Genomic DNA, 25,784 nt, shown 5'->3' on the forward strand with positions numbered 1-25,784 from the left:
CGACCGAATGTCGCGCCCGGCCTGCCGAACGGCCCCAGGTTCCTGACCTTTCGGTCACAGGACAAAACCGCTTACAGCCGCAAGCCTGCAGGAAGCCCCCGAGGTCCGTTATGATGCGGGCATTTTCCGCCCAAGAGACCTCCATGCGCCGTTTGCTGAGCCTGATCCTGCTACTGGTGGCCCTGCCCGCCGCCGCAGGGTTGCTGGACAACCGCCCAAGCTCGACCCTGGGTGCCCCCCTGAACAACAGCGGCGACTTCCTGCCGGTGCGCGAGGCCTTCCGCCTCAGCCTGGTGGACAGCACGCCAGAGTCGGTGAAGCTGCGTTTCACCAACGCCGAGGGCTACTACCTCTACCGCCATCGTTTCCAGTTCCACGCCGAACCCGCCGACAGCGGCCTGGGCCAGCCGGTGCTGCCGGCCGGCAAGCACAAGACCGACGAATTCTTCGGCGATGTCGAGGTGTACTACGGCGTAACCGACATCGTCCTGCCGCTGGACCCGGCACGCCCCGCGCCCACCGCGCTGCGGGTGACCTACCAGGGCTGCGCCGACAAGGGCCTGTGCTACCCGCCGGAAACCGAGGTGCTGCAACTCTCCGACGCCGCCGGCAGCGGCACGGGCGATATCGGCAGCGCCGCCGGCAAGGGCTGGGGCTGGCACGAACTGGCGCTGTTCTTCCTCGCCGGCCTGGGCCTGACCTTCACCCCCTGCGTGTTGCCGATGCTGCCGATCCTTTCCGGCGTGGTCCTGCGCGGCCAGGCGGGCGGTGGCCGTGGCCTGGCGTTGTCGCTGGCCTATGTGCTGCCGATGGCCGCCTGCTTCGCCCTGCTGGGCGCGCTGATGGGCGTGTTCGGTGCGGAACTCAACCTCCAGGCGCGGCTGCAATCCCCCTGGGTTCTGGTGCCCTTCGCCGCGTTCTTCACGGTCTTCGCCCTGGCCATGTTCGGCCTGTATGAGTTGCGCCTGCCACGCTTCATCAGCGGCCCGCTGGATACCCTGGCCGGCAGCACCAAGGGCGGTTCGCTCTGGGGCGCAGCATTGCTCGGCGTGGTCTCCAGCCTGCTGGTCTCGCCCTGCGTCTCGGCGCCCCTGGCCGGCGCCCTGCTCTATATCAGTGCAAGCGGCGACGCCCTGGGGGGCGGCCTGAAACTCTTCGCCCTTGGCCTCGGCATGGGCGCGCCCCTGGTGCTCTTCGCCACCGGTGGCGGCGCGCTGCTGCCCAAGGCGGGCCAATGGATGGTCGCGGTGCGCAATGCCTTCGGCGTGCTGCTGCTGGCGGTGGCGGTGTGGATGCTCGAACGGGTCCTGCCCGGCCCGCTGGCCCTGGCCCTCTGGGGCCTGCTGGCCGGTGGCGTGGCGCTGTTCCTCGGCGCCCTGGAATTCACCCCCAAGGCGCCCCGCGAGCGTCTCGCGCAACTGGCCGGCCTGGTGCTGCTGGTGTATGCGGTGGCCGCCTGGACCGGCTCCCTCAAGGGCGAGTCCGACCCGCTACGCCCCCTGGGCCGCACGCACTTCGCTGGTGCACCGTCCGTCGCGCCGGCCAGCGGGGAGTGGCAGACCATCAAGACCTCGGCGGAACTCAGCAACGTCCTCGCCGAAGCCAAAGGCTCTGGCCAGCCCCTGCTGCTGGACTGGTATGCCGACTGGTGCATTAGTTGCAAGGTGATCGAGCGAGAAGTCCTTACCGCCCCGGAGGTTAGCGCGCAGCTGGGCGGCTACCGCCTGATCCGCTTCGACATGACCGAAAGCAACGAGGAACAACGCGCGTTGCTCGACCGCTTCAAGCTGTTCGGCCCGCCCGCCATCCTGTTCTTCGACGGCACGGGTGACGAATTGGCCGATCTGCGTGTCGTAGGTGAAATCGATGCCAAGGCCTTCGCCGCCCGTCTGCACCAGGCGAACGCATCGCGCTGAACCATGGATCGTCATATATTCGCCGCAAACACCGGGCATCTTGTCGACTATTGTTGGCAACTGGACAGTCTTTCCGGCTATCCGGCATAGTGCCGCCTGGCCTCCAATAAGGAACAAACAGCATGGCCACCCTGCTCGTCCTGCACGGCCCCAACCTCAATCTGCTGGGCACCCGCGAACCCGACAAATACGGGGCCACCACCCTGGCCGAGATCAACCAGGACCTGGAGCGCCGCGCCCGCGCAGCCGGCCACCATCTGCTGTACCTGCAAAGCAACGCCGAGTACGAACTGATCGACCGGATTCATGCGGCCCGTGGTGAAGGAGTGGACTTCATCATCATCAATCCTGCCGCTTTCACGCATACAAGTGTCGCCCTACGTGACGCATTGCTCGCAGTGAGCATCCCATTCATCGAAGTGCACCTGTCCAACGTGCACAAACGAGAACCTTTCCGCCATCACTCCTACTTTTCCGACGTTGCCGTGGGAGTGATCTGCGGTCTGGGTGCCACCGGCTACCGCCTGGCCCTGGACGCGGCGCTAGAACACCTTGAACGCCCCTGACCTCACCCTTGGGAGTTGCTGATTAATGGATATCCGTAAAGTCAAGAAACTGATCGAACTGCTGGAAGAATCCGGTATCGACGAACTGGAGATCCGCGAGGGCGAAGAGTCCGTGCGTATCAGCCGTCACAGCAACAAGGCCTTTGCCGGCCAGCCGATCTATGCCGCAGCCCCCGCTCCGGTGGCCGCCCCCGTTGCCGCAGCCGCTCCGGTAGCCGCCGAAGCCGCCGCCCCGGCAGCACCGAAACTCAACGGCAGCGTCGTCCGCTCCCCGATGGTCGGCACCTTCTACCGTGCCGCCTCGCCCACCTCGGCCAACTTCGCCGAAGTCGGCCAGAGCGTGAAGAAAGGCGACATCCTGTGCATCGTTGAAGCCATGAAAATGATGAACCACATCGAGGCCGAAACCAGCGGCGTGATCGAATCCATCCTGGTGGAAAACGGTCAGCCGGTGGAATACGACCAGCCGCTGTTCACCATCGTCTGAACCGCGGAGAGCCTGCGATGTTGGAAAAAGTCCTGATCGCCAACCGTGGCGAGATCGCCCTGCGCATCCTGCGCGCCTGCAAGGAGCTGGGCATCAAGACGGTGGCGGTGCACTCCACGGCCGACCGTGAACTGATGCACCTGTCCCTGGCCGACGAGACCGTCTGCATCGGCCCGGCACCTGCTGCCCAGTCCTACCTGAATATCCCGGCGATCATCAGCGCCGCCGAAGTCACGGGCGCCACGGCGATCCACCCGGGCTACGGCTTCCTCGCCGAGAACGCCGACTTCGCCGAACAGGTGGAGAACTCCGGTTTCGCCTTCATCGGCCCGAAAGCCGACACCATTCGCCTGATGGGCGACAAGGTATCGGCCAAGGACGCCATGAAGCGCTCCGGCGTGCCGACCGTACCGGGCTCCGACGGCCCGCTGCCGGAAGACGAGCAGACCGCCCTGGCGATTGCCGAGGAAGTCGGCTACCCGGTGATCATCAAGGCCGCCGGTGGCGGTGGTGGTCGCGGCATGCGCGTGGTGCACAGCGCCGAAGACCTGATCAAGTCGGCCAAGCTGACCCGCACCGAAGCGGGCGCGGCCTTCGGCAACTCCATGGTCTACCTGGAGAAGTTCCTCACCAACCCGCGCCACGTGGAAGTGCAGGTACTGTCCGACGGCCAGGGCAACGCCGTCCACCTCGGCGACCGCGACTGCTCCCTGCAGCGCCGTCACCAGAAGGTCCTGGAAGAAGCCCCAGCCCCCGGCATCGACGAGAAGGCCCGTGAAGAAGTGCTGGCCCGCTGCGTCCAGGCCTGCATCGAGATCGGCTACCGCGGCGCCGGCACTTTCGAGTTCCTCTACGAGAACGGTCGCTTCTACTTCATCGAGATGAACACTCGCGTGCAGGTGGAGCACCCGGTTACCGAAATGGTCACCGGTATCGACATCGTCAAGGAAATGCTCAGCATCGCCGCCGGCAACAAGCTGTCGTTCAAGCAGGAAGACGTGGTCATCCGTGGCCATGCGCTGGAATGCCGGATCAACGCCGAGGACCCGGACAACTTCATGCCCTGCCCCGGCAAGGTGACCTACTTCCACGCCCCGGGTGGCAACGGCGTTCGCGTCGACTCCCACCTGTACAGCGGTTACTCGGTTCCGCCGAACTACGACTCGCTGATCGGCAAGCTGATCACCTACGGCAACAGCCGCGACGAGGCCATGGCGCGCATGCGCAACGCCCTGGACGAGATAGTGGTCGACGGGATCAAGACCAACATCCCGCTGCACCGCGACCTCACTCGCGACAAGGGTTTCTGCAAGGGTGGGATCAACATCCACTACCTGGAAAAGAAACTCGGCATGGACAAGCACTGATACCAGTGCCACCGCGCCACGAAAAAGGGCTGCCACTTGGCAGCCCTTTTTCATTGTGGACGCATTGACTCAGGGATAGACCAGCACGAAGGTGGCCGCCGCCTCGAATTCCCCGGGCTCGATAAGCCCGGCGCCACGTCTCGCCAGGTGCGCGGTCAGGTCCAGGCGCCGGGTGGTGTCACTGACCGGCACGCTACGGGCGACGATGTTGTTGGCTTCAGGGCCGAAGGTCACGTCCTGGCCGCTGCCATCGCGCAAGCGGATGGCGCCCCGGGTGGCGACGTTGCTGCGACTCTTGATGCTCAAGTTGGTGCTGCTGTTGGCCGGAGTCACGCTGTCGGTGAAGTTGATTCGCGGCGCCGCGCCGTTGACGCAGTTTTCCAGCTGCAGGGAAATGGGTACGCCCTGGGAAGACACCTCGCCGACCGCTGTTGGGAAGGTCAGCGAAGCCAGCGGTACGGAGAGCGAACGAGAGCTGGCACTCACGCGACAGGTAGCCACCAAGGGCGGTGGCGGGGTGGAAATAACGCCGGCTCCAATCGAATAGTTCGTCAAATAGGAGTCCAGGCTGCCACCGGTGATCGCGCTGCCATTGCAGCCCCGGGGAGCGCGGCCGGAGCCAAAGGCCATGACAGCGGCGCTGGCCGGGACCGTGATCCGACCAGTCGCCCTGTAGGCGCTGGGGTCGGTCAGCACGAACTCGGTGGAAAAGGTCCACTCGAAACTCTGCTGGCCCGGCTCCGAGCTAACCGGTACCCGTACTCCCGTCCAAGTACTGGGGTGACCATGGTTGCCCTGGACGATGCCGCCAGGATGCCGGCGGCGCACGCCCAGCCCCGGGACCCCCGTCGGCAGCGTGAAGTGGACCGGTTCCGGCGCCGCTGCGTTGTTCCAGCCGACACCAACTTCCACGTAGTCATTCTGGGTTGCCGGGAGGGCATAGGAATAGCTGAGCCGCACCGTGTATTCATTACTAAAGATCACATCGCCCGGATTCGCGTTGATGCTGGGCCGCACCCCCGGAACCTGCCGGTTCGAAACCAGTGAGTAGGTACAGCTGCCAACGGCCGCCTGGGCCCACTGGCTGATGCCGCCCAGGGCGACCAACGCCAGCAACGTGCGGCCATGACGCAACCAGCGCGGACTCGAAAGCGGCCTGAGAGACTGTGTAGATGCATGCAAGGTCATAGGATTCATTTCGTGAATTGGAATAGAAAGTCGGCGCACTTACTGATGTAAAAACAAGCCGAACAGGTAGGGGTGAACTCTATCCATCCAGAAAAGTGGCTAATATCGGCCCGAGAGCAAGCAATTGTGGGATTTTTCCTTCATCCACCTTACTTATTTCGCGAAACGCCCATCCGAACCACTCAGAGCGCCCGGCTGGCGTGGCCTGCACGCCTCAAGTAAGCTTGCCGCCCCCGCAAGGGCCATCTTTCGCGCGTTTTCGAGGTTCCCCCATGCCCTGGTTACAAGTTCGTCTCGCCATCACCCCGGATCAGGCGGAAACCTATGAAGACGCCCTGCTGGAAGTGGGCGCCGTCTCCGTGACCTTCATGGATGCCGAGGACCAGCCAATCTTCGAGCCGGACCTGGGCACCACGCCGCTGTGGACCCACACCCACCTGCTCGCCCTGTTCGAGGCCGATACCGACGAAGCCAGCCTGGTGGCGCACCTGCAGCTGCTCACCGGCGGCGAGCTGCCGACGCACCAGATCGAGCGCATCGAAGACCAGGACTGGGAGCGCAGCTGGATGGACAACTTCCAGCCCATGCGCTTCGGCCGCCGCCTGTGGATCGTGCCGAGCTGGCACGAAGCCCCCGAGCCGGATGCGGTGAACCTGCTGCTGGACCCGGGCCTGGCCTTCGGCACCGGCACCCACCCGACCACCGCCCTGTGCCTGGAATGGCTCGACGGCCAGGCGCTGGACGGCTGCGAAGTGCTGGACTTCGGCTGCGGCTCGGGCATCCTCGCCATCGCCGCCCTGCTGCTGGGCGCGCGCCAGGCGGTGGGCACCGATATCGATCCCCAGGCCCTGGAAGCCTCCCGCGACAACGCCATGCGCAACGGCATCGACCCGCAGCGCTTCCCGGTGTACCTGCCCGCCGACCTGCCGGCCAAGCAGGCCGAAGTGGTGGTGGCCAATATCCTCGCCGGCCCGCTGGTGTCCCTGGCCCCGCAGATCACCAGCCTGGTGGCGCCGGGCGGGCGCCTGGCGCTGTCCGGCATCCTCGCCGAACAGGCCGATGAGGTGCGCGCCGCCTATACCGACGCCTTCGACCTCGACCCCACGGCGGAGAAGGACGGCTGGGTGCGCATCAGCGGTCTGCGCCGCTGAAGCGCCGCAACCCCGCGTATCGAGTAAAATAGCCTTTCGTTTCGACCGGATCGCCGCATGACCGACAGCTTCGTCACCCAGTGCCCCCATTGCCAGACCAGTTTCCGCGTCAGCCGCGCTCAACTGGCCGTGGCCCATGGCGCCGTGCGCTGCGGCGCCTGTCTGCATGTGTTCAATGCGGCGCAACAGCTGCTGGCGGCCAAGGGCGAGGCCACGCTGGCGCCACCCCCCGCCACCAAGGCCAAGGCCCCCGCGCCGGCGGCGCCCCAGGCACCGGCCGCCCCGATGCCCAGCGTCGCCGCCGTGCTTCGGCAGCCGCAGCCGCATGCGGCGCCGCTCCAGCCGACAGCCACTCCGGTCAAGCCGAGCGGCGACACCCTGTGGATCCACGACGACCTGGACCTCGACAGCCTCGACCTGGACGAAGAGCTGGCCAAGCTGGAACAGGAAGAACAGCGCCTGTCCCGCGACCTGCTCGGCCCCAACGCGCCGACGCGCGGCGAGCCCCAGGCCACGCCGCGCCATGACGAAGGCTGGGCCGAAGCCCTGCTGGAGGCCGAGGAGCGCAAGTCGCCCCTGATTGCCGAGGCGGAGCTGACAGCCGAACCGGAGCCTGAACCAGAAGCCGACTTCGACCTGCGCGCCGAACCCGAGCTGCAGGCCCCGGCGCAAGGGCCCGACACAGAGCCTGCGCCGCGCACCGAACCCAGCCTGTCCATGGACCTGGTGGAAGACGAGCCCGGCCCCGACTTCAGCCTTGGCCCGGCCCGCGACGACGAGCGCGACGACCTGGACGACGAGCCTGACGACCTGGACCCGCCGCACACCGCCGAACCGGTGCGCCAGCAGGTCCACCAGCGCAGCGAACCCGGCCTGCGCGACGACGGCCTGCTCAACCTCAACGACGAGCCGCTGCAACTGGACTGGCAGGAATCCCGGCGCCCCTGGGGCCGCTGGATCGGCTGGTTGCTGCTGAACCTGATCGCCATCATCGCCCTGGGCACCCAGTACGTCTGGTACCACTTCAACGAACTGGCCCGGCAGGACCAGTACCGCCCCTGGTTCCAGCAGATTTGCCCGGAAATCGGCTGCAAGCTGCCCTCCAAGGTGGACATCGAGCTGATCAAGAGCAGCAACCTGGTGGTGCGCAGCCATCCCGAGTTCTCCGGCGCCCTGGTGGTGGACGCGATCCTCTACAACCGCGCCGCCTTCGCCCAGCCGTTCCCGCTGCTGGAACTGCGCTTCGCCGACATCAATGGCCAACTGCTGGCCAGTCGCCGCTTCAAGCCGGGCGAGTACCTCTCCGGCGAGCTGGCCGGACAGGCGGAAATGCCTCCGCAGACCCCCATCCACATCAGCCTGGACATCCTCGACCCGGGCACCAAGGCCGTGAACTACAGCCTCAGCTTCCACTCCCCCGAATAAGCCGCAAGCGCCGGAATCCGGCGCTTCCAGGCCATCGCTAACTCCCGGCGATAAGCGTAGGGCTGTTCAGAATTTGTTCAAAACAGCCTTTATCCGGTCATCGAGAGCGGGTATCATGCCCACCCTTTTTCGAACTCCCCCAGCACTCGATAGAACAGGCCCCACAACAGGGAAGACCTATGTCGGCGGTATGCATTGGCCCTTATGCCTTGCCCAATCAGGTGATACTCGCCCCCATGGCGGGTGTGACCGACCAGCCGTTCCGCCAGCTGTGCCGCCGCCTCGGCGCCGGCATGGTGGTCTCGGAGATGGTCACCAGCGACGTACGGCTGTGGAACAGCCGCAAGTCGCGGTTGCGCCTGCTCCACGAGGGGGATCCGGAGCCCCGCTCCGTCCAGATAGCCGGTGGTGATCCCGCGATGCTGGCGGAAGCGGCCAGGGCCAACGTCGATCTCGGTGCACAGATCATCGACATCAACATGGGCTGCCCGGCGAAGAAGGTGTGCAACAAGGCGGCCGGCTCGGCGCTGATGAAGGACGAGGCCCTGGTGGCCGATATCCTCGAGGCCGTGGTCAAGGCCGTGGACGTACCCGTGACCCTGAAGATCCGGACCGGCTGGGACCGATCGAACAGGAACGGCATCACTGTGGCGAAGATCGCAGAACAGGCCGGTATCCAGGCCCTGGCCGTGCATGGCCGGACCCGAGCCGACCTTTACACCGGCGAAGCCGAGTACGACACCATCGCGGCGATCAAGCAGGCGGTGTCGATCCCGGTATTCGCCAATGGCGATATCACATCGCCAGAAAAAGCCAGGCAGGTCCTCGACGCCACCGGTGTCGATGCCCTGCTGATCGGTCGAGCGGCCCAGGGGCGACCCTGGATCTTCCGCGAGATCGCGCATTACCTGGCGACCGGCGAGCTATTGCCGGCGCCGGGCTTGATCGAAGTGGAACAGATACTGCTGGAGCACCTGGCCGCATTGCACGCCTTCTATGGCGAGGAGATGGGCGTTCGCATCGCCCGCAAGCATGTCGGCTGGTATCTCGCAACCCTGCCGGGCGCCAGGGAGTTTCGCGCCAAGTTCAATCGTTTGGAGTCCACGGACGCGCAGTGCGCCAACGTTCGGGAGTTCTTTGCCGAGCGTCATAACGAAGGGGAAAAGGCCGCATGACGACGATGACCGAGAATTTTTTTGATGGGGCAACACCCGTGAGCGACAACGCCAACCTGAAACAGCACCTGACGGCACCCACCGCAGAGGGTCAGACCCTGCGCGGCAGCGTCGAGAAGGCACTGCACAACTATTTCGCCCATCTTGAGGGCGCCGCCGTCACGGACGTGTACAACCTGGTGCTTTCCGAAGTGGAAGCGCCGCTGCTGGAATCCGTGATGAACTACGTCAAGGGTAACCAGACCAAGGCTTCGGAAATGCTCGGCCTCAACCGGGGCACGCTGCGCAAGAAGCTCAAGCAATACGACCTGCTTTGAAGGGCAGGAAGCCGAAGCCGGAAGCCTGAAGCGGGAACGCCCCCGACCATCAAGCTTCCGGTTTGCAGTTTCAGGCCTTCCCGCTAATCCCCTTTCCCACTCGAATGGTTCCGAAATGACCGACCAGACCACCCGCCTCCCCGTTCGCCGCGCCCTGATCAGCGTTTCTGACAAGACCGGCATCGTCGAGTTCGCCCGTGAACTGGCTGCCCTCGGCGTGGAGATCCTCTCCACCGGCGGCACCTACAAGCTGCTCACGGACAACGCCATCAAGGCCGTTGAAGTCGCCGACTACACCGGCTTCCCGGAAATGATGGACGGCCGCGTGAAGACCCTGCACCCGAAGATCCACGGCGGCATCCTCGGCCGTCGCGACCTCGATGGCGCGGTGATGGAGCAGCACGGCATCAAGCCGATCGACCTGGTCGCGGTCAACCTCTACCCCTTCGAAGCCACCGTCGCCAAGCCTGACTGCGACCTGCCCACCGCCATCGAGAACATCGACATCGGCGGCCCGACCATGGTTCGCAGCGCCGCGAAGAACCACAAGGACGTCGCCATCGTGGTCAACGCCAGCGACTACGCCGGCATCCTCGAAGGCCTCAAGGCCGGCGGCCTGACCTACGCCATGCGTTTCGACCTGGCCCTCAAGGCGTTCGAGCACACCTCCACCTACGACGGCATGATCGCCAACTACCTGGGCACCATCGACCAGGCCCGCGACACCCTCTCCACCGAAGGCCGCGGCGCCTTCCCGCGCACCTTCAACAGCCAGTTCGTCAAGGCTCAGGAAATGCGCTACGGCGAGAACCCGCACCAGAGCGCGGCCTTCTACGTGGAAGCGAAGAAGGGCGAGGCCAGCGTGTCCACCGCCATCCAGCTGCAGGGCAAGGAACTGTCCTTCAACAACGTGGCCGACACCGACGCCGCCCTGGAATGCGTGAAGAGCTTCGTCAAGCCGGCCTGCGTCATCGTCAAGCACGCCAACCCCTGCGGCGTGGCCGTGGTGCCCGAGAACGAAGGCGGCATCCGCAAGGCCTACGACCTGGCCTATGCCACCGACACCGAATCCGCGTTCGGCGGCATTATCGCCTTCAACCGCGAGCTGGACGGTGAAACCGCCAAGGCCATCGTCGAGCGCCAGTTCGTCGAAGTGATCATCGCCCCGAAAATCTCCGCCGCCGCCCGTGAAGTGGTTGCCGCCAAAGCCAACGTGCGCCTGCTGGAATGCGGCGAGTGGCCGGCCGTCCGCGCCCCGGGCTGGGACTTCAAGCGCGTCAACGGTGGCCTGCTGGTGCAGAGCCGCGACATCGGCATGATCGAAGCCTCCGACCTGAAGATCGTCACCCAGCGCGCCCCGAGCGAGCAGGAAATCCACGACCTGATCTTCGCCTGGAAAGTGGCCAAGTTCGTCAAGTCCAACGCCATCGTCTACGCCAAGAACCGCCAGACCGTCGGCGTCGGCGCCGGCCAGATGAGCCGCGTCAACTCCGCCCGCATCGCCGCCATCAAGGCCGAGCATGCCGGCCTCGAGGTGAAGGGCGCGGTCATGGCTTCCGATGCCTTCTTCCCGTTCCGCGACGGCATCGACAACGCCGCTGCCAACGGCATCACCGCGGTGATCCAGCCGGGTGGTTCCATGCGTGACAACGAAGTGATCGCCGCCGCCGACGAAGCCGGGATCGCGATGGTGTTCACCGGCATGCGCCACTTCCGCCACTAAGTGCCGCACTCGGGCCGCCATCGGCGGCCCGATCGCGACCTCGACATGGGGTCGCACGTATTTCGTAGGTTGGGTTGAGCGCAGCGATACCCAACGATCCGTCCCCGAACGGAACAGATCAGGAGAGTCCCATGAACGTACTCATCATCGGCAGCGGCGGTCGCGAACACGCCCTGGCCTGGAAGGTGGCCCAGGACCCGCGCGTGGCGAAGGTCTTCGTCGCCCCGGGTAACGCCGGCACCGCTACCGAAGCCAAGTGCGAGAACGTCGCCATCGACGTGCTGGCCCTGGAGCAACTGGCCGACTTCGCCGCGAAGAACGTCCAGCTGACCATCGTCGGCCCCGAAGCGCCGCTGGTGAAAGGCGTGGTGGACCTGTTCCGCTCGCGCGGCCTGGATATCTTCGGCCCCACCGCCGGCGCCGCCCAGCTGGAAGGCTCCAAGGCCTTCACCAAGGACTTCCTGGCCCGGCACCAGATCCCCACCGCCGACTACCAGAACTTCACCGAGGTGGAGCCGGCCCTGGCCTACCTGCGCGAAAAAGGCGCTCCCATCGTGATCAAGGCCGACGGCCTGGCCGCGGGCAAGGGCGTGATCGTCGCCATGACCCTGGCTGAAGCCGAGGACGCCGTACGCGACATGCTCGCCGGCAACGCCTTCGGTGACGCCGGTTCGCGCGTGGTGATCGAGGAGTTCCTCGACGGCGAGGAAGCCAGCTTCATCGTCATGGTCGACGGCCAGAACGTGCTGCCCATGGCCACCAGCCAGGACCACAAGCGCGTTGGCGACGCCGACACCGGCCCCAACACCGGCGGTATGGGTGCCTACTCCCCGGCTCCGGTGGTCACGCCCCAGGTGCACCAGCGGGTGATGGACGAAGTCATCTACCCGACCGTGCGCGGCATGGCTGAGGAAGGCAACGTCTACACCGGCTTCCTCTATGCCGGCCTGATGATCGACAAGAGCGGCGCGCCCAAGGTCATCGAGTTCAACTGCCGCTTTGGCGACCCGGAAACCCAGCCCATCATGGTGCGCCTGGAAAGCTCCCTGGTCCTGCTGGTGGAAGCCGCCCTGGCCAAGGCCCTCGACAAAGTCGAAGCCACCTGGGACCCGCGCCCCACCGTGGGTGTGGTGCTGGCCGCCGGCGGCTACCCGGGCGACTACGCCAAGGGGGACGTCATCGAAGGCCTGGCCGACGCCGCCGCCCTCGACGGCAAGGTGTTCCACGCCGGTACCGCGCAGAAGGACGGCCAGATCGTCACCGCCGGCGGCCGCGTGCTCTGCGCCACCGCCATTGGCGCCAGCGTGTCCGACGCCCAGCAGCAGGCCTACCGCCTGGCGGAAAAGATCCGCTGGAACGGCTGCTTCTATCGCAAGGACATCGGCTACCGTGCCATTGCCCGCGAGCGCGGCGAAGAGTGAAAATCGTGTAAAAGGTACTGATCGGGGCGGACAAGTGTCCGCCTTGGTCATATTCCGGACAGGAGGGGCTTGTCTATAATCCGGCCACTCACCCACGAAGGGACCTCGACCTTGCCTCGGCTCAGGATTGCCACAGGATTGATCGCCAGTCTGCTACTGGCCCTGCTCTATCTGCTGCCCGCACAGGCGGCCGAGGAGCGGCAATGGAGCATGTTGCTCGATCCCAGCGCCAACCTGCAGCTGCAGGATGTCCGCACCCAGCAGGCCCTCTCCCAGTTCACCCCGGTCAACCTCGACCAGCTCTACACCCCCGGCGGCACCAGCGCCCTCTGGCTGCACTTCCGCCTGGAGCCGAGCCAGCACGAACAGCTGCTGCGGGTCTTCGCCCCCTACCTGGCCTACCTCGACCTCTACGTCCTGAAGGGCGATGAGCTGGTGGCCCACACCCGCACCGGCAGCCGCCTGCCCTACAGCGAGCGCCCGCTGCCCAGCCGCGACTTCCTGCTGCCGCTGCCCGCGCAGCCGGAAACCCTGGATGTCTACCTGCGCATGTCGTCGGAACACGCCCTGCGTCCGACCGTGACCCTGCAATCCTCCGCGCTGATGGCCGCCGACGACACCCGGCCGCTGCTCTTCGGCCTGTTGCTCGGTGGCCTGGGCATGCTGGTCTACTACAACCTGGCGCGCTACGCCTATTCGCGCTCCGTGGTCTGCCTCTGGCTCGCCGCCGCGCAGAGCTGCCTGATCCTCACCGGCATCAGCCTGCTGGGCATCAGCTCGCCCTGGCTCGGCGACTGGCAGAGCGCGCAGCCGCAGATCGCCAACCTCGCCATGCTGATGGCCATGGCCTGCGCCCTGGCCTTCACCCTCAGCTTCTTCCACAAGGTCTGCCCGCGCACCGCGCTGAGCGGCCTGCTGCAGGTGGAAATCGGCTTGATCGGCCTGACCGCCATCCTGCTGCTGATCGTCACCGAGCTGCAGTTCAACCAGCTGGTCTACGTGCTGGCCGCCATCGCCAGCCTCAGCATGCTCACTGTCGCCGTCCACCACTGGCGCCAGGGCTACCGCCCGGCGCGGCTGTTCAGCCTTGGCCTGGGGGTGTTCTGCCTCGCCATACTCGCTGCCCTGCCGGCGCTGTTCGGCTACTGGCACCTGCAGTCCGACTGGCTGGCCTACAACCTGCTGGTGATCTCCACCGTCAGCGGCGTGTTCCTCAGCATGGCCCTGAGCGAGCGCCAGCGGCGCATCCAGAACGAAGTCTTCAGCGCCAGCCGCGCGCTCGCCGCCAGCTCCGCCGAACTCAAGGCCAAGGGTGAGTTCCTGGCCAAGATCAGCCACGAGATCCGCACCCCGATGAACGGCGTGCTGGGCATGACCGAGCTGCTCCTGGGCACCCCGCTGTCGGCCAAGCAGCGCGACTACGTGCAGACCATCCACAGCTCCGGCAACGAACTGCTCACCCTGATCAACGAGATCCTCGACATCTCCAAGCTGGAATCCGGGCAGATCGAACTGGACGACGTGCAGTTCGACCTCAACGCCCTGATCGACGACTGCCTCGACATCTTCCGCGCCAAGGCCGAGCAGCAGCGGGTCGAGCTCATCAGCTTCATGCAACCCCAGGTGCCGCGGGTGATCGGCGGTGACCCGACGCGCCTGCGGCAGATCCTCCTCAGCCTGCTGGACAATGCCTTCAAGCAGACCGACGAAGGCGAGATCCTCCTGGTGGTGGCGCTGGACAACAGCGGCAGCCAGCCACGCCTGCGCATCGCCGTGCAGGACAGCGGCCGTCCGCTGGACGCCGGCGAGCGCGATGCCCTGCTCAACGCCGAACTCTCCAGCAGCGACTTCCTCGCCGCCTCCAAGCTGGGAGGCCGCCTGGGCCTGGTCATCGCCCGCCAACTGGTGCGTCTGATGAACGGCGAGTTCGGCATCCAGAGCGGCACCGGCCAAGGCAGCACGCTGTGGCTGGTCCTGCCGCTGGACAGCCAGCACCTGCTGCGCCCTTCGGCCGACCTCGACAGCCCACTGGAAGACGCGCGCCTGCTGGTGGTGGACGACAACGACACCTGCCGCAAGGTGCTGGTCCAGCAATGCAGCGCCTGGGGCCTGCAGGTCAGCGCCGTGCCGTCCGGCAAGGAGGCCCTGGCCCTGCTGCGTACCAAGGCGCACCTGCGCGAGTACTTCGACGTGGTCCTGCTGGACCAGGACATGCCCGGCATGACCGGCATGCAGCTGGCGGCGAAGATCAAGGAAGACCCCAGCCTCAATCACGACATCCTGATCATCATGCTCACCGGCATCAGCAACGCGCCGAGCAAGATCATCGCGCGCAACGCCGGCATCAAGCGCATCCTCGCCAAGCCGGTGGCCGGCTACACCCTCAAGACCACCCTGGCGGACGAGCTGAACCAGCGCAAGACCGGCGGCGCCATCTCCCTGCCGGGTTCCCAGGTCAGCGAGCCGCTCCATGTGCCCGGCGACTTCCGCATCCTGGTGGCCGAGGACAACAGCATCTCCACCAAGGTCATCCGCGGCATGCTGAGCAAGCTCAACCTCGAGCCCGACACCGCCAGCAACGGCGAGGAAGCCCTCAGCGCCATGAAGAACCAGCACTACGACCTGGTGCTGATGGACTGCGAGATGCCCGTGCTCGACGGTTTCACCGCCACCGAGATGCTGCGCCACTGGGAAACCCTGGAGCAGCGCCCGCGCACCCCGGTGGTGGCCCTCACCGCCCACATACTCAGCGAGCACAAGGAACGCGCCCGCCTCGCCGGCATGGACGGCCACATGGCCAAGCCGGTGGAACTCTCGCAGCTGCGCGAGCTGATCGAATACTGGGTGGCCGAGAAGGAACTGCGCGAGCAGCACGCGATGCACAGCTGATCGCCGTCAATCGAATCCCCGCAGGTTGGGCCAACTTGTAGGGGCGAATTCATTCGCCAAGGAGGACGCAGTCCTCCCCCACGATCCGTCTCTTACCCGAACCTCACCGCAAAGATCGGCGGCAGGTTCCCGGCCACCAGCTCCCAGCTGTCCCCCGCATCCTCGGATACCCACAGGTGCCCGGTGGTGGAGCCCATCACCAGGTACTGGCCGCTGCCGTCCACATCCAGCCCGTGGCGGTACACCAGGTCGTAGCAGAGTTGCTGCGGCAGGCCTCGCTCCAGCACATCGAAACTCTGGCCGCCATCGCGGGTACGGGTGACCCGCAGGCGCTGGTCGGCGGGCACGCGGCACTCATCCTTCACCGCCGGGACGAACCAGGCGCAGTCGGGATCGGTCGGATGCACCGCCACCGCGAAGCCGAAGGTGGACGGCCCGGCCCGGGGAATCTCCCGCCAGTTCAGCCCACGGTCGGCGCTGACGAAGATGCCATTGTGGTGCTGCACCCAGAGCCGCTCCGGGTCCGCCGGGCAGGCCACCATGCGGTGCGGGTCCTGGATGTCCGGCTCCTCGGCGCGCTCCGGCGGCATGTAGGCGGCGTACATGCCGTGGGTGCGGTGGTTCCAGCTGGCGCCCTCGTCCTCGCTGTGCCAGACCCCGCCGCAGGACACCGCCAGGGTCAGGCGGCGGCTGTCGCGGGGGTCGACGCAGATGGAGTGGATGCCCGGCTGGTCGTAGCCACCGCCGAGCCAGTTGGCCCGCTCCGGGCGTTGCCAGAGGCTGTCCACCAGTTGCCAGGAATCACCCCGGTCGCGGGAGCGGAACAACCCGCCGGAAATGGTGCCGGCCCAGAGGGTGCCGGGCTGGTCGGCGCCGCCCGGCTCCAGGCACCAGATCATTTCCACGGACGGCCCCTCTTCCCCCTCCGCCACCGGCGGGAAGGCCGGCGCGGGGATCTCCTCCCAGCTGGCCCCGGCATCCGCCGAGCGCCACAGCTTGGGGCCAAAGTGGCCCAGGTGCAGGGCGGCGTAGAGGTGGCCGTCGCGAGGGTCGGCCAGCAGCATGCTCACCGGCTCGCCGAGGAAATCCTGGCGCGCCAGGTGCCAGCCGCCTCCGCTGGGCTCGAACCGCAGCAGGCCCTTGCGGGTCGCCACATGGATGCGTCGGCTCACAATCGTTCTCCTTGCCGGCTCAGCCGCCGGACAGCGCCTGGACCACGAAAATCTCGCTGGAAGGCCCCACCGGATCGCTGAGGCGGCGACGGTCGTCCACCTGCCGGGCATCGACGAAGACCGCCACATGCCGGCGCAGGCGACCCTGGTCATCGAGCAGGTAACCGCGCAGGCGTGGATTGCTGGCGAAGGCGGCGTCCAGCGCCTCGGCCACGGAAGCCGCCGCAACGTCCAGCTCGGGGACATCGAGGTGACGCTGCAGGTTGGGGGTGAAGCTGATGTGCGCCATCGAGGGCTCCCTGCGCGACGAAACGACCCGGTGGGGAAAGGTATAGCCGACCGGGGTGGGCCGGTTATAGTTGTGCGCCCAATGGTGGGGCGGCCTTCTACACTGATGGGCGGCCCTCGCAGTCACGAACGGATGCCCCCGATGCTCGAAAGCCTTTCCAGCCTGTACCTGAAGATGCTGGTGCTCTACAGCCCCTTCTTCGTGCTCTCCTGCTTCATCACCCTCACCCGTGGCTACACGGTGAAGGAGCGCAAGAAGCTCGCCTGGAAAGTCGCCTTCGGCACCCTGGTGGCCAGCGCCCTGCTCTACCTGTTCGGCCAGTCCATCTTCAATATCTTCGGCATCACCATCGACGCCTTCCGCATCGGCGCCGGCACCGTGCTGTTCATCTCCGCCCTGGGGATGGCCCAGGGCAAGTCGGCGGTACAGGCGGACAACGTGCAGCAGGACGTCACCATCGTCCCGCTGACCATCCCGCTCACCGTCGGCCCGGGCACCATCGGCGCCATGCTGGTGATGGGCGCGGGGCATGTGCACTGGAACGACAAGCTCACCGCCCTGCTGGCCATCGCCATCGCCGCCGCCACCGTGGGCGTGATCCTCTACCTCTCCGACCGCATCGAACGCATCCTCGGCGAACAGGGCCTGCAGATCGTCAGCCGCCTCATGGGCCTGTTCGTCTGCGCCCTGGCCGCGCAGATCATCTTCACCGGGGTGAAGAACTACCTGGTGCTCTGAGGGCTGCTCAGCGTAGGTTGGCGCTGAGCCTGCGAAGCCCAACGATCGATGTTGGGCTTCGCTCCGCTCTGCACCAACCTACAACCGTCCCGCGACCATGTGTCCCAGCGCAGTACCCGTAGGATGGGTTGAGGTACGAAACCCATGCGGACCCTGGCTGATGGGTATCGCTGCGCTCAACCACATCCTACGAATTGCACCAGGACCGTAGAATTGCACCAGCCGATGACCCTTGCGCCTTCCCGCGCCCCAGCGCAGTGCAACGCAAACGCCAATACACACTCCCCACACCAGCAACCATGGGCCTTTCCCGGACCTGGCACCGCCCTTGCTCAAGGGAATTCCAACTTGGATACAAGATGGAACTCCAGAGCATGTCCGACGCCCTTACCGCCTTCACCCTGGCCGACTGGCAACAGGCCTACCGCGACCAGCTGCAACCCGCCGACCTGCTGCACGCCCTGCGCCAGCGCCTGAGCGTTGACGACAACGCCTGGATTGCCCTGGCCAGCGCCCAGCAGCTGGACGACCAGCTCGGCGAACTCGCCGCCCTGCTGGCCTCCGTCGAAGGCAATCGGGAGCGCCTGCCGCTGTACGGCGTGCCCTTCGCCATCAAGGACAACATCGACGCCGCCGGCTGGACCACCACCGCCGCCTGCCCGGCCTTCGCCTACGCGGCCAGCGAGGACGCCACGGTAGTCGCCCGCTTGCGCGCAGCCGGCGCCATCCTCATCGGCAAGACCAACCTCGACCAGTTCGCCACCGGCCTGGTGGGCACACGCTCGCCCTATGGCGCGGTCGCCAACGCCTTCGACCCGGCCTATGTCAGCGGCGGCTCCAGCTCCGGCTCCGCCAGCGTGGTCGCCCGTGGGCTGGTGCCCTTCGCCCTCGGCACCGACACCGCCGGCTCCGGACGCGTACCGGCCGGGTTCAACAACATAGTCGGGCTGAAACCCACCAAGGGCTGGCTGCCCAACACCGGCCTGGTGCCGGCCTGCCGCACCATCGACTGCATCTCGGTGTTCGCCCTGACCGTGGCCGATGCCGAGGCCGTGGCGCGCATCAGTGGCGGCTTCGATGCCCGCGATCCCTACTCCCGACAGAACCCCAACAGCGCGCCGGTGGGCCTGCCCGCCGCAGCGAAGCTGGCGGTGCCGGACGTACTGGAATTCTTCGGCGACGAGCAGACCCGAGCCGTGTTCGAAGCGGCCCTGGAACGCCTGCGCGGCCTCGGCGCCGAGATCACCCCGATCGACTTCAGCCCCTTCCGCCAACTGGCCGAGCAGCTCTACCAGGGCCCCTGGGTGGCCGAGCGCACGGTGGCCGCCGGCGCCATCTTCAGCGACCAGCCCGAGACCATGGACCCGGTGGTGCGCGGCATCCTGGCCAAGGGCCCGGACTACAGCGCCTGCGACGCCTACCGCGCCGAGTACCTGCGCGCCGAACTGGCGCGACGCATCAACGACGCCCTCGCGCCCTTCGACGCCCTGGTGGTGCCCACCTCCCCCACCATCCGCCGCATCGCCGAAATGGCCGAGGAGCCGGTGCGCTACAACGCCCAGTTCGGCACCTACACCAACTTCACCAACTTCGCCGACCTCAGCGCCCTGGCCCTGCCTGCCGGCTTGCGCGCCGACGGGCTGCCGGCAGGCATCACCCTGCTCGCCCCGGCCTGGCACGACGCCGCCCTCGCCGAATTCGGCAAGCGCTGGCAGGCCGCCCTCGACCTGCCCCTGGGCGCCACCGGCCGCGCCCTGCCGCCCCAGGCAAGCGCCGCGCAAGCGCCCGGCTGCGTGCGGGTCGCGGTGGTGGGCGCACACCTCACCGGCATGCCGCTGAATTTCCAGCTCACCCAGCGCAACGCCGTGCTGGTGGAGCAAACCCGTACCGCCGCCGACTACCGCCTCTTCGCCCTGCCCGGCACGGTGCCGCCCAAGCCGGGCCTGGCCCGCAGCCAGGGCGGCGCGCCGCTGATCGTCGAGCTCTGGGATATTCCCCTGGCGCGCTTCGGCGAGTTCGTCGCGGAAATCCCGCCGCCGCTGGGCATCGGCAACCTGCAACTGGAAGACGGCCGCTGGGTTAAGGGCTTCATCTGCGAGCCCTATGCCCTGGAAGGCGCCCGCGACATCACCGGCTTCGGCGGCTGGCGCGCCTTCATTGCCAGCCAGGCGCGCTGAGGCCATGGAGCTCGCCAGCCCCCGCAGTACGCACCAGGAACGCCCCGACAGCCTCGCCGGGCGCATCTACGCCCGGCTCAAGGCCGACATCTGCGAGTTCCGCCTGCTGCCCGGCGACCGTTTCAGCGAAGGCGACGTGGCCGAACGCATGGCCGCCAGCCGCACGCCGGTGCGCCAGGCCCTGCACCGCCTGGAGCGCGAAGGCTACCTGGAGGTGCGGTTTCGCAGCGGCTGGCAGGTGAAGGCCTTCGACTTCGACCATTTCGAGGAGCTCTACGAGTTGCGCATCGTCCTCGAACTGGAGGCGGTACGGCGCCACTGCACGCGCCCCACCGAGGAGCAACCCGAAGCACTGCAACGGCTCAGTCGCACCTGGATAGTGCAACCGCAACTGGACGACGGCTTCGAGGTGTCGCGACTGGACGAGGATTTTCACTGCAACCTGGTGGAAGCCGCCGGCAATCGCGAGATGGCCCGTATCCACCGGGAAGTCAGCGAAAAGATCCGCATCATCCGCCGCCTCGACTTCACCCAGGCCCCCCGCATCGATGCCACCTACGCCGAACACGGGGCGATTCTGCGGGCCATCGCCGAGCGTCGCTGCGAAGAGGCACAGCAATTGCTGAGGACCCATATCGAAACCAGCAAGGCCGAAGTACGCAAGATCACCCTGCACATGTTGCACAGCGCTCGGCAGAGACCGCAGCCCGCCCAAGGGTGACGAGGAAGACCCTTTGAAAACTGCCCGGACAACAGACCAATAAACGCAGTGACTTCAAATACTCGAGAGAATGGAGACCGCCCCATGCAACGTCGCAGCCTGATCAAGGCCTTCACCCTTTCCGCATCCATCGCCGCCATGGGCATGTCCTGGACGATCCAGGCGGCCGAGACCATCAAGGTCGGCATCCTGCACTCCCTCTCCGGCACCATGGCGATCTCCGAGACCTCGCTCAAAGACATGGCGCTGATGACCATCGACGAGATCAACGCCAAGGGCGGGGTCAACGGCAAGCAACTGGAAGCGGTGGTGGTGGACCCGGCCTCCAACTGGCCGCTGTTCGCCGAAAAGGCCCGCCAACTGCTGACCAAGGACAAGGTGGACGTAGTCTTCGGCTGCTGGACCTCGGTGTCGCGCAAGTCCGTGCTGCCGGTGTTCGAGGAACTCAACGGCCTGCTCTTCTACCCGGTGCAGTACGAGGGTGAGGAACTCTCGCCGAACGTCTTCTACACCGGCGCCGCGCCGAACCAGCAGGCCATCCCGGCGGTGGAATACCTGATGAGCGAAGACGGCGGCAGCGCCAAGCGCTTCTTCCTGCTGGGCACCGACTACGTCTACCCGCGCACCACCAACAAGATCCTGCGCAGCTTCCTGCACAGCAAGGGCGTCGCCGACAAGGACATCGAAGAGGTCTACACCCCCTTCGGCCACAGCGACTACCAGACCATCGTCGCCAACATCAAGAAGTTCTCCGCCGGCGGCAAGACCGCGGTGATCTCCACCGTCAACGGCGACTCCAACGTGCCCTTCTACAAGGAACTGGCCAACCAGGGCCTGGAAGCCACCGACGTGCCGGTGGTGGCCTTCTCGGTGGGCGAAGAGGAACTGCGCGGCATCGACACCAAGCCGCTGGTGGGCCACCTGGCCGCCTGGAACTACTTCGAGTCGGTGGATAACCCGGTCAATGGCAAGTTCGTCGAGCAGTGGAAGGCCTACGCCAAGGCCAAGAACCTGCCCAACTACCAGACCGCGGTGACCAACGACCCGATGGAAGCCACCTACGTCGGCATCAACATGTGGGCCCAGGCCGTGGAAAAGGCCGGCACCACCGATGTGGACAAGGTCCGCGAAGCCCTGGCCGGCCAGACCTTCGCCGCGCCGTCCGGCTACACCCTGACCATGGACAAGACCAACCACCACCTGCACAAGCCGGTGATGATCGGCGAGATCCAGGACGACGGTCAGTTCTCTGTGGTCTGGCAGACCGAAGGGCCGCTGCGCGCCCAGCCCTGGAGCCCCTTCATCGACGGCAACGACAAGAAGCCGGACTACGCGGTGAAGAGCAACTGAGCCGAATGAGGACACCCTCACCCCTAGCCCCTCTCCCGAAGCGAGAGGGGAACCGTTCGGAGTCACGGGGAAGCACGGTGTCCGACGCAACGTCACCCCTCTCCCCATGGGAGAGGGGCCGGGGGTGAGGGCGGTGTCAGCCGGCACAGCCCCCTCCTCCTGCCCTGAACCAGGACCACCCAATGCCGAAAGTCCTCCACCGAATCCTCCTCGCCCTGGCCCTGCTGCTTCCCCTGCAAGCACTGGCCGGCGACGCCAACGACTTCGCCGGCGCCAACCCGGCGCAGCAGGCGAAGCTGTTGGAACGCTGGGCCGCCGAGCCCGACGCCGCGCGCCAACCGCTGCTGGACGCCCTGCAGCAAGGCCGCTTCGCCATCGACGCCAAGCTCGCCTACCTCGAACAGGACGGCGCCTACCAGGCCGCCGAAGGTGACGCCGCCCCTGTCGGCGCGCCGAAGAAACTGCGCCTGAACAACCGCCTGCGCGGCCTGCTGAACACCGCCCAGGCCAGCCACCAGTTGCTCGCCGCCGATCCCACCGCCCGCCTGGAAGGGGCGCGCCAGCTGCAGAAGAGCGCCAAGCCTGCGCAATTGCCGCTGCTCAACCAGCGCATGGCGGCCGAGGAAGACGCCGGCGTGCGCGACGCCCTCTCCCTGGCCCTGGCCAACCTGCAGCTGGTTGACCCGGACCCGGCGATCCGTCTGAACGCCGTGCGCCTGCTCGGCGAAACCGGCGACCCGCTGGCCCGTACCCGCCTGGAGGCCCTGCTCGAACCGGGCGTGGAAGCCGACACCGCGGTACGCACCGCCGCCGAGACCAGCCTGGCCCAGGTCAAGCGCCGGCTGCTGGTGGGCGACCTGCTGGGCCAGGCCTTCAGCGGCCTGTCCCTCGGCTCGATCCTGCTGCTGGCGGCCCTCGGCCTGGCCATCACCTTCGGCCTGCTGGGGGTGATCAACATGGCCCACGGCGAGATGCTGATGCTCGGCGCCTACACCACCTACATGGTGCAACTGGGCTTCCAGCGCCTGGCCCCGGAGGCGCTTGCCCTCTACCCGCTGGTGGCCCTGCCGGCGGCCTTCCTGGTCACCGCCCTGGTGGGCATGGCCCTGGAACGCACGGTGATCCGCCACCTCTACGGCCGGCCGCTGGAAACCTTGCTGGCCACCTGGGGCATCAGCCTGATCCTGATCCAGCTGGTGCGGGTGATCTTCGGCGCGCAGAACGTCGAAGTGGCCAACCCGGCCTGGCTCTCCGGCGGCATACAGGTGCTGCCCAACCTGGTGCTGCCCTACAACCGCATCGTCATCATCGGCTTCGCCCTGTTCGTGGTGGCCCTCACCTGGCTGCTGCTGAACAAGACCCGCCTGGGCCTCAACGTCCGCGCCGTCACCCAGAACCGCAACATGGCCGCCTGCTGCGGCGTGCCCACCGGCCGCGTGGACATGCTCGCCTTCGGCCTCGGCTCGGGCATCGCCGGCCTCGGCGGCGTGGCCCTGAGCCAGATCGGCAACGTCGGCCCGGAACTCGGCCAGGGCTACATCATCGACTCGTTCCTGGTGGTGGTGCTGGGCGGCGTCGGCCAACTGGCCGGCAGCGTCATGGCGGCCTTCGGCCTTGGCGTGGCGAACAAGATCCTGGAACCTGCGATCGGCGCCGTGCTGGGCAAGATCCTCATCCTGGCGCTGATCATCCTCTTCATCCAGAAGCGGCCCCAGGGCCTCTTCGCTCTCAAGGGACGGGTGATCGACTGATGACTCAACCACTCAACCAGACCCTGCTCGCCCGCGCCACGGCCACCCTCGGCCCACGCGCCTCACTGGCCATCGGCCTGGTGGCGCTCGCCTTCCTGCTGGCCCTGCCGCTGCTGCACCTGCTGCCGGCGGACAATCCGCTGCAGGTCTCGGCCTACACCCTGACCCTGGTGGGCAAGATCCTCTGCTACGCCATCGTCGCCCTGGCCCTGGACCTGGTCTGGGGCTACGCGGGGCTGCTGTCTCTCGGCCACGGATTGTTCTTCGCCCTCGGCGGCTACGCCATGGGCATGTACCTGATGCGCCAGACCGCCGGCGACGGCCTGCCGGCCTTCATGAGTTTCCTCGCCTGGACCGAGCTACCCTGGTACTGGGCCGGCACCCAGCACTTCCTCTGGGCGATGTGCCTGGTGGTGCTGGCGCCCGGTCTGCTGGCCCTGGTGTTCGGCTTCTTCGCCTTCCGCTCGCGGATCAAGGGCGTGTACTTCTCGATCATGACCCAGGCCCTGACCTTCGCCGGCATGCTGCTGTTCTTCCGCAACGAGACCGGCTTCGGCGGCAACAACGGCTTCACCGACTTCAAGCGCATCCTCGGCTTCGACATCACGGCGCCGGGCACCCGCGCCGTGCTCTTCCTCGCCACCGTGGCGCTGCTGGTGGGCAGCCTGCTGCTGGGCTGGCGCCTGGCCCGGAGCAAGTTCGGCCGGGTACTCACCGCCCTGCGCGACGCCGAGAACCGCCTGATGTTCTGCGGCTACGACCCGCGCGGCTACAAGCTGTTCATCTGGGTGCTGTCGGCGGTGCTCTGTGGCCTGGCCGGCGCCCTCTACGTGCCCCAGGTGGGCATCATCAACCCCAGCGAGATGTCGCCCACCAACTCCATCGAGGCGGCCGTGTGGGTGGCGCTCGGCGGGCGTGGCTCGCTGATCGGCCCGCTGCTCGGCGCGGGCCTGGTCAATGGCATGAAGAGCTGGTTCACCGTGGCCTTCCCGGAGTACTGGCTGTTCTTCCTCGGCGCCCTGTTCATCCTGGTCACCCTGTACCTGCCCAAGGGCGTGATCGGCCTGGTGAACAAGGGGGACAAGTAAATGCGTGCAGCCCCGGTACCCGAACTCATGCTCGAACCCGCCTATGATCCCAACCGCGATGCCGGCAGCGGCCGCGACTCGCTGGGCCTCGGCCGCGTCGCCGGCCAGGGCCTGGACGTGCGCCACGGCACCATCCTCACCCTGGAAGACATCAGCGTCAGCTTCGACGGCTTCAAGGCCCTGCGCGAGCTGAACCTCTACATAGGCGTGGGCGAGCTGCGCTGCATCATCGGCCCCAACGGCGCGGGCAAGACCACGCTGATGGACGTGATCACCGGCAAGACCCGCCCCGACACCGGCAAGGCCTGGTTCGGCGAAACCTTCGACCTGACCCGCATGAGCGAGGTGGAAATCGCCCAGGCCGGCATCGGCCGCAAGTTCCAGAAGCCCACGGTGTTCGAGGCCCTCAGCGTGTTCGAGAACCTCGAACTGGCGCAGAAGACCGACAAGTCGGTGTGGGCCAGCCTGCGCGCGAAGCTCTCCGGCGAACAGAAGGACCGCATCGACGAAGTGCTCGCGGTGATCCGCCTGGAGGCCTCGCGCAATCGCCCGGCGGGCCTGCTCTCCCACGGCCAGAAGCAGTTCCTGGAGATCGGCATGCTGCTGATGCAGGACCCGCAGTTGCTGTTGCTCGACGAGCCGGTGGCCGGCATGACCGACGCCGAAACCGAGTTCACCGCCGAACTGTTCAAGGCGCTCAAGGGCCAGCACTCGCTGATGGTGGTGGAGCACGACATGGGCTTCGTCGGCTCCATCGCCGACCACGTCACCGTGCTGCACCAGGGCCACGTGCTGGCCGAGGGTTCGCTGGCCGACGTGCAGGCCAACGAGCAGGTGATCGAGGTCTACCTCGGCCGCTGAATCGGCAACCCA

At 66.7% G+C, this 25,784-nt stretch carries 21 protein-coding genes; 18 read left to right on the forward strand and 3 right to left on the reverse strand.

Annotated features, from left to right (window positions below):
- Nucleotides 1–143: 143 nt before the first annotated feature.
- The 4 genes from PCA10_RS25385 (at nucleotide 144) to accC (ending at nucleotide 4,336) form a co-directional block, all read left to right on the forward strand.
- Nucleotides 144–1,916: a protein-disulfide reductase DsbD gene (locus tag PCA10_RS25385; protein WP_016494950.1), complete on the forward strand. Its 1,773-nt coding sequence runs from the start codon at nucleotides 144–146 to the stop codon at nucleotides 1,914–1,916.
- Between the two features lie 122 nt (nucleotides 1,917–2,038).
- Nucleotides 2,039–2,482 (forward strand): type II 3-dehydroquinate dehydratase, encoded by a 444-nt coding sequence (gene aroQ, locus PCA10_RS25390; RefSeq protein WP_016494951.1) that lies wholly within the window; start codon nucleotides 2,039–2,041, stop codon nucleotides 2,480–2,482.
- A gap of 25 nt (nucleotides 2,483–2,507) precedes the next feature.
- The gene (accB, locus tag PCA10_RS25395) at nucleotides 2,508–2,969 is read left to right on the forward strand and encodes an acetyl-CoA carboxylase biotin carboxyl carrier protein (RefSeq protein ID WP_016494952.1); all 462 of its coding nucleotides are present in this window, start codon (nucleotides 2,508–2,510) and stop codon (nucleotides 2,967–2,969) included.
- Between the two features lie 17 nt (nucleotides 2,970–2,986).
- Complete coding sequence (gene accC / locus PCA10_RS25400) at nucleotides 2,987–4,336, forward strand: acetyl-CoA carboxylase biotin carboxylase subunit (RefSeq protein ID WP_016494953.1); 1,350 nt, start codon at nucleotides 2,987–2,989, stop codon at nucleotides 4,334–4,336.
- Nucleotides 4,337–4,405: 69 nt separating this feature from the next.
- On the opposite strand, the gene PCA10_RS25405 is transcribed toward accC, so the two are convergent.
- Nucleotides 4,406–5,524 carry a fimbrial protein gene (locus tag PCA10_RS25405; protein ID WP_158491053.1) on the reverse strand — a complete coding sequence of 373 codons (1,119 nt, stop codon included), beginning with the start codon at nucleotides 5,522–5,524 and terminating at the stop codon, nucleotides 4,406–4,408.
- Between the two features lie 272 nt (nucleotides 5,525–5,796).
- Between PCA10_RS25405 and prmA the strand changes: the two genes are divergently transcribed.
- The 7 genes from prmA to PCA10_RS25440 all read left to right on the forward strand — a co-directional run bounded on the left by prmA (nucleotide 5,797) and on the right by PCA10_RS25440 (nucleotide 15,625).
- Nucleotides 5,797–6,675: a 50S ribosomal protein L11 methyltransferase gene (gene prmA / locus PCA10_RS25410; protein WP_016494955.1), complete on the forward strand. Its 879-nt coding sequence runs from the start codon at nucleotides 5,797–5,799 to the stop codon at nucleotides 6,673–6,675.
- A gap of 57 nt (nucleotides 6,676–6,732) precedes the next feature.
- Nucleotides 6,733–8,100: a DUF3426 domain-containing protein gene (locus PCA10_RS25415; protein WP_016494956.1), complete on the forward strand. Its 1,368-nt coding sequence runs from the start codon at nucleotides 6,733–6,735 to the stop codon at nucleotides 8,098–8,100.
- A gap of 179 nt (nucleotides 8,101–8,279) precedes the next feature.
- Entirely contained in the window at nucleotides 8,280–9,275 is a 996-nt protein-coding gene (dusB, locus tag PCA10_RS25420) for a tRNA dihydrouridine synthase DusB (RefSeq protein ID WP_016494957.1), read from the forward strand.
- Nucleotides 9,272–9,592: a DNA-binding transcriptional regulator Fis gene (gene fis, locus PCA10_RS25425; protein ID WP_028630726.1), complete on the forward strand. Its 321-nt coding sequence runs from the start codon at nucleotides 9,272–9,274 to the stop codon at nucleotides 9,590–9,592. Before dusB ends, fis begins: the two co-directional genes overlap by 4 nt.
- Before the next feature lie 115 nt (nucleotides 9,593–9,707).
- Nucleotides 9,708–11,315, forward strand: coding sequence for a bifunctional phosphoribosylaminoimidazolecarboxamide formyltransferase/IMP cyclohydrolase (purH, locus tag PCA10_RS25430; RefSeq protein ID WP_016494959.1), 1,608 nt, complete (start codon nucleotides 9,708–9,710; stop codon nucleotides 11,313–11,315).
- Nucleotides 11,316–11,446: 131 nt separating this feature from the next.
- Nucleotides 11,447–12,736, forward strand: a complete 1,290-nt coding sequence (gene purD / locus PCA10_RS25435; RefSeq protein WP_016494960.1) for a phosphoribosylamine--glycine ligase — start codon at nucleotides 11,447–11,449, stop codon at nucleotides 12,734–12,736.
- A gap of 111 nt (nucleotides 12,737–12,847) precedes the next feature.
- Nucleotides 12,848–15,625 (forward strand): hybrid sensor histidine kinase/response regulator, encoded by a 2,778-nt coding sequence (locus tag PCA10_RS25440; protein WP_041770448.1) that lies wholly within the window; start codon nucleotides 12,848–12,850, stop codon nucleotides 15,623–15,625.
- 92 nt (nucleotides 15,626–15,717) lie between these two features.
- On the opposite strand, the gene PCA10_RS25445 is transcribed toward PCA10_RS25440, so the two are convergent.
- Both PCA10_RS25445 and PCA10_RS25450 read right to left on the reverse strand, forming a co-directional pair.
- The gene (locus PCA10_RS25445) at nucleotides 15,718–16,797 is read right to left on the reverse strand and encodes a WD40/YVTN/BNR-like repeat-containing protein (protein ID WP_016494962.1); all 1,080 of its coding nucleotides are present in this window, start codon (nucleotides 16,795–16,797) and stop codon (nucleotides 15,718–15,720) included.
- 19 nt (nucleotides 16,798–16,816) lie between these two features.
- Nucleotides 16,817–17,086, reverse strand: a complete 270-nt coding sequence (locus PCA10_RS25450; protein ID WP_016494963.1) for a ubiquitin family protein — start codon at nucleotides 17,084–17,086, stop codon at nucleotides 16,817–16,819.
- A 141-nt stretch (nucleotides 17,087–17,227) separates the two neighbouring features.
- On the opposite strand from PCA10_RS25450, the gene PCA10_RS25455 reads away from it, so the two are divergent.
- The 7 genes from PCA10_RS25455 to urtD all read left to right on the forward strand — a co-directional run bounded on the left by PCA10_RS25455 (nucleotide 17,228) and on the right by urtD (nucleotide 25,772).
- Nucleotides 17,228–17,824 (forward strand): MarC family protein, encoded by a 597-nt coding sequence (locus PCA10_RS25455; RefSeq protein WP_016494964.1) that lies wholly within the window; start codon nucleotides 17,228–17,230, stop codon nucleotides 17,822–17,824.
- Nucleotides 17,825–18,198: 374 nt separating this feature from the next.
- A complete protein-coding gene (gene atzF, locus PCA10_RS25460; protein WP_197539858.1) occupies nucleotides 18,199–20,001 on the forward strand; it encodes an allophanate hydrolase in 1,803 nt (600 codons plus the stop codon).
- A 4-nt stretch (nucleotides 20,002–20,005) separates the two neighbouring features.
- Nucleotides 20,006–20,722 (forward strand): GntR family transcriptional regulator, encoded by a 717-nt coding sequence (locus tag PCA10_RS25465; RefSeq protein WP_016494966.1) that lies wholly within the window; start codon nucleotides 20,006–20,008, stop codon nucleotides 20,720–20,722.
- Nucleotides 20,723–20,806: 84 nt separating this feature from the next.
- A complete protein-coding gene (urtA, locus tag PCA10_RS25470) occupies nucleotides 20,807–22,072 on the forward strand; it encodes an urea ABC transporter substrate-binding protein (protein ID WP_016494967.1) in 1,266 nt (421 codons plus the stop codon).
- 182 nt (nucleotides 22,073–22,254) lie between these two features.
- On the forward strand, nucleotides 22,255–23,823 hold the full coding sequence (gene urtB, locus PCA10_RS25475) for an urea ABC transporter permease subunit UrtB (RefSeq protein ID WP_016494968.1): 1,569 nt from the start codon (nucleotides 22,255–22,257) through the stop codon (nucleotides 23,821–23,823).
- Entirely contained in the window at nucleotides 23,823–24,911 is a 1,089-nt protein-coding gene (urtC, locus tag PCA10_RS25480; protein WP_016494969.1) for an urea ABC transporter permease subunit UrtC, read from the forward strand. Before urtB ends, urtC begins: the two co-directional genes overlap by 1 nt.
- Nucleotides 24,912–25,772, forward strand: coding sequence for an urea ABC transporter ATP-binding protein UrtD (urtD, locus tag PCA10_RS25485; RefSeq protein WP_016494970.1), 861 nt, complete (start codon nucleotides 24,912–24,914; stop codon nucleotides 25,770–25,772).
- Nucleotides 25,773–25,784 lie beyond the last annotated feature (12 nt).

It is taken from the genome of Pseudomonas resinovorans NBRC 106553 (assembly GCF_000412695.1).
In the GTDB taxonomy this organism is placed as follows: domain Bacteria; phylum Pseudomonadota; class Gammaproteobacteria; order Pseudomonadales; family Pseudomonadaceae; genus Metapseudomonas; species Metapseudomonas resinovorans_A.

Bases quoted from the DNA above. Each gene is read 5' to 3' on its own strand.
- urtA (WP_016494967.1), top strand. From the start codon at position 20,807: ATGCAACGTCGCAGCCTGATCAAGGCCTTCACCCTTTCCGCATCCATC.
- atzF (WP_197539858.1), top strand. From the start codon at position 18,199: ATGTCCGACGCCCTTACCGCCTTCACCCTGGCCGACTGGCAACAGGCC.
- urtC (WP_016494969.1), top strand. From the start codon at position 23,823: ATGACTCAACCACTCAACCAGACCCTGCTCGCCCGCGCCACGGCCACC.
- prmA (WP_016494955.1), top strand. From the start codon at position 5,797: ATGCCCTGGTTACAAGTTCGTCTCGCCATCACCCCGGATCAGGCGGAA.
- PCA10_RS25465 (WP_016494966.1), top strand. From the start codon at position 20,006: ATGGAGCTCGCCAGCCCCCGCAGTACGCACCAGGAACGCCCCGACAGC.
- accC (WP_016494953.1), top strand. From the start codon at position 2,987: ATGTTGGAAAAAGTCCTGATCGCCAACCGTGGCGAGATCGCCCTGCGC.
- PCA10_RS25415 (WP_016494956.1), top strand. From the start codon at position 6,733: ATGACCGACAGCTTCGTCACCCAGTGCCCCCATTGCCAGACCAGTTTC.
- purH (WP_016494959.1), top strand. From the start codon at position 9,708: ATGACCGACCAGACCACCCGCCTCCCCGTTCGCCGCGCCCTGATCAGC.
- aroQ (WP_016494951.1), top strand. From the start codon at position 2,039: ATGGCCACCCTGCTCGTCCTGCACGGCCCCAACCTCAATCTGCTGGGC.
- fis (WP_028630726.1), top strand. From the start codon at position 9,272: ATGACGACGATGACCGAGAATTTTTTTGATGGGGCAACACCCGTGAGC.
- PCA10_RS25450 (WP_016494963.1), bottom strand. From the start codon at position 17,086: ATGGCGCACATCAGCTTCACCCCCAACCTGCAGCGTCACCTCGATGTC.
- purD (WP_016494960.1), top strand. From the start codon at position 11,447: ATGAACGTACTCATCATCGGCAGCGGCGGTCGCGAACACGCCCTGGCC.
- urtB (WP_016494968.1), top strand. From the start codon at position 22,255: ATGCCGAAAGTCCTCCACCGAATCCTCCTCGCCCTGGCCCTGCTGCTT.
- urtD (WP_016494970.1), top strand. From the start codon at position 24,912: ATGCGTGCAGCCCCGGTACCCGAACTCATGCTCGAACCCGCCTATGAT.
- dusB (WP_016494957.1), top strand. From the start codon at position 8,280: ATGTCGGCGGTATGCATTGGCCCTTATGCCTTGCCCAATCAGGTGATA.
- PCA10_RS25455 (WP_016494964.1), top strand. From the start codon at position 17,228: ATGCTCGAAAGCCTTTCCAGCCTGTACCTGAAGATGCTGGTGCTCTAC.
- accB (WP_016494952.1), top strand. From the start codon at position 2,508: ATGGATATCCGTAAAGTCAAGAAACTGATCGAACTGCTGGAAGAATCC.
- PCA10_RS25405 (WP_158491053.1), bottom strand. From the start codon at position 5,524: ATGACCTTGCATGCATCTACACAGTCTCTCAGGCCGCTTTCGAGTCCG.
- PCA10_RS25385 (WP_016494950.1), top strand. From the start codon at position 144: ATGCGCCGTTTGCTGAGCCTGATCCTGCTACTGGTGGCCCTGCCCGCC.